The 5,171-nt window shown below is 41.8% G+C and carries 3 protein-coding genes; 1 reads left to right on the top strand and 2 read right to left on the bottom strand.

Annotation, left to right across the window (positions count from 1 at the left end; translation table 11 throughout):
* Positions 1-464: hypothetical protein (locus DDR33_RS24810; protein ID WP_146198870.1), on the bottom strand; the 464-nt coding region annotated here is incomplete at its 3' end.
* Between the two features lie 97 nt (positions 465-561).
* On the bottom strand, positions 562-3,996 hold the full coding sequence (locus DDR33_RS24815; protein ID WP_109418481.1) for a hypothetical protein: 3,435 nt from the start codon (positions 3,994-3,996) through the stop codon (positions 562-564).
* Positions 3,997-4,566: 570 nt separating this feature from the next.
* On the opposite strand from DDR33_RS24815, the gene DDR33_RS24820 reads away from it, so the two are divergent.
* Positions 4,567-5,171: hypothetical protein (locus DDR33_RS24820; RefSeq protein WP_202913845.1), on the top strand; the 605-nt coding region annotated here is incomplete at its 3' end.

A 5,171-nucleotide genomic window follows, 5' to 3' on the forward strand; every position in this document is an offset into this window, starting at 1 on the left:
TCTGCAATCATATTACCGGCAACTGCTAGTTTATACTCATGAGGATTAGTCGTTCCAATGCTTATATTTCCCGACAAGTCTATATACAATGCGGTATTATAAGACAAGTCCTGGTAATTGGTCTTGGCTGGTGAATATTGAAGCTGAAGCCCTGGTCTGTCATCTAAATCTACAAGAAAACGAATACCATAAGAGGTGTGTACACCGGTATGGTTAACAAATTCCATAGCCATGTTGCCATTTCCGATTTGACCAAACCGGAGTTGCTCAAAATTATACACTCCCGGAATGAGAATCTGTTTACCGGATATTGCATTCCCCTGTTCACCCAGCTGTAACCCTGTCGTCGGATTAGTAGTCCCGATACCTACGTTGCTGCCATCCGTCGGAAAAACACTTTGGCTGAAAACACCAACAAGAGGAGATAGCGCTAAAAAACCGATTATTGTTATTATTTTCTTCATATTAATGATTAAAAAAAGAATGATTATTACCTATAGTAATACCCCCTAGCTCCGCGCAAACAAATTCAATGAGGATAAAAGATAGCATCAGTTTTTCTTACGGTTTTAAATGATAGTCGTAACTTTTTAAAATCTTGTTATCATAATCACGGATAATTTTCAAGCGTTGCAAACTGTCATATTCATAGGTAGTAATCCGGTTTCGCGGATCAATCTCACTGGTTATTCCCACCAGCGGATCGTAAGTGAAGGTGGTCATTAGCGCGCTCTCAGGGTATACTCTCAGCTCATCAATGTAACTACCGCTGGTCCCAATAACAATACTCGAAGGATACGCCGGAACCGTGATTGCCTGCGTAACCAGCTTCCATGCCGAGCCTGCATTCAGCTTGATCCAATAGGACAAGACATATTTGTTTTCGTCGGCTGGGCACGGTGGAAGTGAGATTGTATAATCGCCGAAATGAGACTTCCTTCCGGTTTTGAAATAAACTGCATCCGTGGCCACCTCGTCTTCTTCAAAACTGGTATAGACGGGAAGCGTAGCGGGGTCGCCTGCTGGTCCCTCCATGATAATTCCCACTTCATGGGTATATAATTTGTTTGAGGGATTGGATGAGCTAATTTCTACGGTATAGGAACCACCGGCTAAAGTCATCTGGCTGGAAACAGTTAAGGACGTTTGTGATTGCGACATGTAATCAGAATAGGATGTTATTAAGTTGTGACCAGCATCATAGATATATACATAAAACCAGGCTGAATGATCATCTCCCTTTAAGTACTGCCGCATAATGGTAGTGCTGCCCGCTTTGATCGTACTATAAACTCCATTTAAGAAATAGCGTTGGTTAGCGTTCATAAAATCCACGAAATAGAATGACTGATAAGCTGCCGCTCCGTCACTCTTTATCAGTTTGGCATTCTCAACCTTCGCAACAGGCAATATATTCTGGTAACCCCAAAGATAAGTTACGGGTACGCCTCCCGCCTTTTTCAGGGAGCCTACGTTACCCTTCTTATCATATGAAAGGTAGTTTACCAGTGTTTCAAGCGGGCCTGCGGCTTTTTGTACCTGAACTTCTTTAGGCTCGATAATATTGTTTCCCCAGTTATCATAACGCACCTTTGTTTTCTGAAGAAAACCTGACCCTTTATATAATTCTTCTTCCAATACCGGGGTAAGCTGATTACGGTTACGGAGTGCCACTGCTACCGGGTCTGCCGGAAAATCAGAAGGGTATTTATTGATAGTCTTAAGAGTGTCACCCTTACTGGAAAAAGTGGTCTTTTCTTTTATCTGCAAGTGATTCTGATCGTATGTATAATCCGTATTTGCCAGAACATACTTTGTTGAATCAAGCGGATCAAATGTATAATTCTTGCTATTACTCAGAACTGATGCCTCCTGGTAGGCTTTTGTATCGATAGCTACAATGGATTCGATATACTGGTTTACTATCGCTGAAGGCGTTCCTATGATATCAAGATAGCAGTCAAATACAAAATATTTAGCAGGGTCTGTAAATATTTGAGGCCTCGTTAACTTAAAACCTGTATGTAATTCCCTGCTGAATAAGACATTGTACTTATATTCCTCCTTTGAAAGAGGTATATAAGCTTTACCGTTGTACCGAAAGTTAGTTTTGTCCAGCATTTGTGGCACATAATTTCCTCTGTCGTAGTGAAAAGGGTGATAAAAACGGTCCTGCTCCCATTGAGCCGGATGTATAGGATTGTTATCATAAGACCATGGCGCGTATGGTTCCTGGTATTCATATACTGTTTTCCCTGTATTATTTGTTTTAGTACCATTGAACTCTATCACTGTCCGATACATCACCTGCATTCCCGGAGCGACCTCTAAAGGCAATGTAGAACTGGAAAAAACGAGTTCCCGCGTATAGTCTGCAAAGCAATCATTGGAATATTGACCATGAGGAAAGACGATATCATGGTAAACCTGGTCATACTTGAAATAGTGTGGACGAATGAGGCGCCACCGGGCGTTTTGGTATTCAAAACTCTTCACCTCAGCTATCTCGTTGCCTGCAGAATAGTTGGTGATACTGGCGACCCTAAAAGGTCCAAAGTAGCCTCCGGCATTTTTGTATTCGTAGAGGGACGGAGAATAAGGTCTTTCAAATTCAAACACCGTCCTGCCGCCTGTAGGATATTGAATTTCTCTAAGCATACATGCACGCGAAAGGGAAAGGTTTGCTTCGCGGTTGCTCCCATAATATCCCCTGTCTGAAGCATTGGATATAAAATCAGCAGGAATAGATGAGTAAGAATTACTCCCGTTATAATATCCCCAGTAATCCTCGTTATACCTTATATCGGATTGTATTTTCCAGGAATAAGGAGGTAAAGTCTGACTTTCGTATACGAAACTATATTTACTTGAGGTGGTACCACTATTATCACTTATGATAATATAATCAAGTCCAAGTCTTTTATCTGCATTGGTTGAACCGAAATATTTAGGTGTAAACCTAACGCGCTTAATAACCTGAGTTGGTGCGCTGGCCGGCGATATACTGATTTCCGACAGCCTAAGCATGTTGAAGTCTTCACGGCTTGCATAAGAGAAACTAACGATGGCAGTCGAGCTGACTATTTTCTCAAGGACTGGGGGATGGTAGGTCACTGCGGAACTTCCCAATGAAAGAAAAGGCTCCGAACTAGGGGGATTGCAAGAAATTGTTATAGGTAGCCGGCTACCAAACACCTGCGACCTCGTCCCCATAGTATACTCCCCTTCGTTCGTCCTGTATTGAAAACTTATCGTCTCCGTTCCATCACCAGATTGCATTTCAGTTAGATACCACTCCATCGCGTCAGGAGATGTGTTACTCATCCGGTTGAACTTATAAATTGTTCCATTATTATCTGTAATTTTAATACTATCCAGCTGAATGCCATTTTGGGTCTCGATTTTATAGGGCTTGTAAGGAAGTGTGATTATAGAATCACTAAAAAAACCCTTCCTAAATACGCCCGATGTGCCGTCAGGTAATTTGTAGAAAAAGCGGTCGCTCATTGTATCTTCATTCTCAAATTTGCCTGATTGAACCAAATAATCTTCCACATTTATTATCCCTCTAAAGCAACAGCAAGACCTGTCCAGAAAATGGGCGTCTGTAGTCGCTTTGTTGATTAACTGGTTGGCGTAGCTGAAAGTTCTTGGCGCGCCGGTTCCATCAGGCTGACTAAATACTGTGCGCGAAACGAGTCCTCCTGCATTCAACACCCAGCCAAGTCCCACTTCGGATGCAATATCATTCACCTTAATACCTGAAGCATGATAGGATATAGAAATAGGAACATTTAACTTTTTTCCTTCAAGCGTGTAGATCGGAATAGAAATATTAGGAACTCCTGTGCTGTAATCCACGGGAATCTCCCCATAGCGCATAAAGTTCTGCACTGTAGGAGAAGGGGGAATAATCTTAGGTAAAGAAGGCACTGTTTGTGATAGAGCCTTTACCGATAGCAATAGCAAAAAAAACAGATTTTTCGGTAATTTCATATAGGTTTATATTTACACTACTGGTACTATTTAAAAAAATATGACATGCTCCTTTAAAGATTGGTTACTACTGTAGCTAATCAATGTAACGGCCACTGTCGCACACGCGCTGACTCCTGAAGACTTCTTTTTCATTGGAGCATTCTTCTGGCTCCTAAAGTATCCCCTTTCACTGCGCTCACACCGCAGTGGGATTTTTTTTCTATAAACAGGAAAATTATCACCAGCAACTTTACGATCCAGGCTCTAACAATTCTTCTCCTGTAGAATAATAGGCCGTTTTCTGAGTCGTTATCATTAGCTCTAAACCCGGTACATTCAAATTCTCATCTAATTCCTCAACAGCTTCAAGCCATAAAATAGTCCGGATTAAAGCTCGGGCATTCCCCCGTCGGATTCTTATGCCTCATTATTCGTTTAAAGACTTCCACTTATGCCGCCGCATTGGAACACGTTATTCTTCAACTCATCAACAGCGGAAAACATTCAAATGCGATAAAACAACCACTGCGCTCAAACCGCAGTATATCCTATTATACTAGCGGCTTGAATTCAGAAAAAAGAAATTACATGAAAACATTAATCTTATTATTACTCTCGCTTTCTTTGGTTGTCAAAATCGCCAATGCTCAAAGCTCCGGTTCTATATTTGTAGGAGGCGATTTTGACAAATTTTACCCGGTAGTTTTTGGTGACCCTTTCTTGATGGCTGGTGAATTAGAACTAAACCGGGCTCAAGTACATCAAGATGGAGACTGGCACGGGTCGTTGATCGCGAGGTTCAGGTTCCATGTGACTAATTGGGGCAATGGCTCGCAATTTACAGATGCAGATATCAGGCAATATGCTCCCTACCCTCCCGTAGACAACAAATTCATTGCGGGATGGTCAGACGCAACTCGCGGTAATAACTCATCTAATATTATTATTTGGTTACGAGGTGCTACTCATTATAATTATCGGACCAATGCAGCGGCAACGCCAACTGTTTATGACGGTACCCAAAACGCACTCCCGTTTAATGAAGTGAACGGGCCGTCTCATAGCTTCAAAACTTCAATTGAGCCATATGTTAATTCAACAGGTATGTCAAATGAAGGTACGGTTAACTTCAATGGAAACGGCACCAATACGTTCATGGGATCAGTTAGTATAGGCGGTTATGATGCTCATGG

Source organism: Pararcticibacter amylolyticus (genome assembly GCF_003130405.1).
Lineage (GTDB): Bacteria > Bacteroidota > Bacteroidia > Sphingobacteriales > Sphingobacteriaceae > Arcticibacter > Arcticibacter amylolyticus.